At 69.3% G+C, this 2,252-nt stretch carries 2 protein-coding genes; both read right to left on the minus strand.

Going from position 1 to position 2,252, the window contains the following annotated elements; translation table 11 throughout:
- A partial coding sequence (locus tag D7V80_RS40775) for an AMP-binding protein (protein ID WP_147447397.1) occupies positions 1 to 280 on the minus strand: 280 nt, incomplete at its 3' end.
- Positions 281 to 416: 136 nt separating this feature from the next.
- Positions 417 to 2,252 (minus strand): Hsp70 family protein (locus D7V80_RS40780; RefSeq protein WP_233586096.1); only part of this gene is annotated, 1,836 nt, incomplete at its 5' end.

Consider the following 2,252-nt stretch of genomic DNA (forward strand, 5'->3'; position numbering starts at 1 on the left):
GCGGATACGCGGGCACCGCCACCGCTCCCGCGTACAGACAGCCGAAGAAGCCCGCGATGTAGTCCAGCCCCGGCGGGTACAGCAGCAACACGCGCTCGCCTTGCGCGCCTCGCTCACGCAGCGCCGCTGCTATCCGCCTCGCGCGCACGTCCAGGTCGAACGCGCTCCAGACGATCTCCTCGCCGTCGTCTCCTAGGAATGTGTAGAGCGGCGCCCGGGCGGACGGATTTTGGGCAAGCTTCAGCAGGACGCCAGGAAGGCATTGGGGGAGGTCGGTCACGGGGGGGGCCGTCCATGTGTCGAAAATTTCGACACTTCATAGCAGCCCGACTGCTCAATCCCGAGTCACTCCCGTCAATGAAACACGGAAGACCTGCGACGACTGCCCACTCGGGGAGCAGGGACCCGACACGCACTCACGCGCGGCCGAACAGTCCCTTCAACCACCCCATGAAACCTTTCTGCTTTGACACGACTGCGACATCCGGCGCCTCCTCCTGAACGACCGGAGGGGACGCCGCGGCCTTGCGCGCCGCCGGAGCCGCGGTCCCTGGAGTCACGACCGGAGGCGCCGGTGCGGCGGCCACGGACTCCTCCTGCGCCAGCCGCGCCTTCACCGCCTCCGGCGTGTCGCGGGTGGTGAACGTGCTGACGACCTCGCGGCCCGTGGTGCCTTCCTTCGCGGTCACCTTGAGCAGCGATTCGTTGTTCACCTCGAACGTCACCGTCACCTGCACCGCACCCCGCGGCTTCTTCGGCAGGCCCGCGAGCCGCAGCGTGCCCAGGTACTCGTTGTCCTGCGCGCGCTCGGAGTCGCCCTGGAAGACGGTGAGTTCCAGCTCCGTCTGTCCGTCCCGGTGCGTGGAGAGCGTGTAGCTCTTCGCCGCCGGCAGCGACACGTTGCGCTCCAGCACCGGCTTGAAGCGCCCACCCGGCAGGCCCACGCCAATGGCCATGGGCAGCACGTCGATGAGCACCACGCCTTCCAGCTGCCCCAGGCTGTGCGCCAGCAGCGCCGCGCCCAGCGCCACGGCCTCGTCCGGGTGCACGCCCTTGCTGGGCGGCCGGCCGAAGAACCTGGTGATCTTCTCGTGCACCAGCGGGAAGCGGCTCTGCCCACCGACGAGGATCACCTCGTCGATGTCCGTGGGCTTCAGCCCCTTGGCCTGGAGCACCTCCTCGCAGACCTGGACCGTGCGGTCCACCAGCCCCTCCGTCAGGGCGATCAACTTCTGCCGCGTGAGCGTGACGTCCAGGTCATACGGCTTGTTGTCGATCATCGTGATGAAGGCCACGTGCACCCGCATCTCGGAGCGCTCGGACAGGGCGCACTTGGCCCGCTCCGCCGCGTCGTTGATGCGCTGCAGGGCCACCCGGTCCCCCTGGAAGGCGCGGCCCGTCTGCCGCTCGAACTCCTGCAGGAGGTACTCCACGATGGCGTTGTCGAAGTCGATGCCGCCCAGGAACGTGTCGCCGCCGGTGGAGATCACCTCGTAGACGGTGTCGTGCAGCTCCAGCACCGACGCGTCGAACGTGCCGCCGCCCAGGTCGTAGACCAGCACGCGCTGGTTCAGCTTCTTGCCGTAGCCGTACGCCAGCGCCGCTGCCGTGGGCTCGTTGAGGATGCGCTCCACGTACAGGCCCGCGAGCTTCCCCGCCTCGCGCACCGCGTGCCGCTGGTTGTCGTTGTAGTAGGCGGGCACCGTGATGACCGCCCGGGAGATGAGCTGGCCCAGCTGGTTCTGCGCCACCTCGCGCACTTCGCGGAGGATCAGCGCGGAGATCTGCTGGAGCGAATAGATGCGGTCACCCAACCGCACCGCCGCCTCGCCGTTCTGCCCCGCGGCGATCTCGTAGTGGAAGCGGCCCTTGATCTGCCCGACGATGGGCGACGCGTACGGCCGGCCCACCAGCCGCTTGGCGCCGTACACCGTCTGGCGCGGGTTGGTGAGCATCTGCCCCTTCGCGGGGTGGCCCACCACCAGCTTGCCGCGCTGGTTGAACGCGAGGATGGAGGGCACCGTGTTGTGGCCCTCGCGGCTGGGCAGCACCCCGGGCTTGTTGCCGCGCACGAACGCGGCGCACGAGTTCGTCGTCCCCAGGTCGATGCCGATGACAGGCCCCGTCCGGGGCGGCTCCTCGATGCTCAGCCCCAGTGACGCATCCGTCACCATCTCCAGGGCAGGCGCGGGGGCAGCGGCCAGGGCGTCCACCCGGGCCGGGCCGCCAGGGTCCACGGTCGGGGGCAGGGC

Source organism: Corallococcus sp. CA054B, from assembly GCF_003611625.1.
In the GTDB taxonomy this organism is placed as follows: domain Bacteria; phylum Myxococcota; class Myxococcia; order Myxococcales; family Myxococcaceae; genus Corallococcus; species Corallococcus coralloides.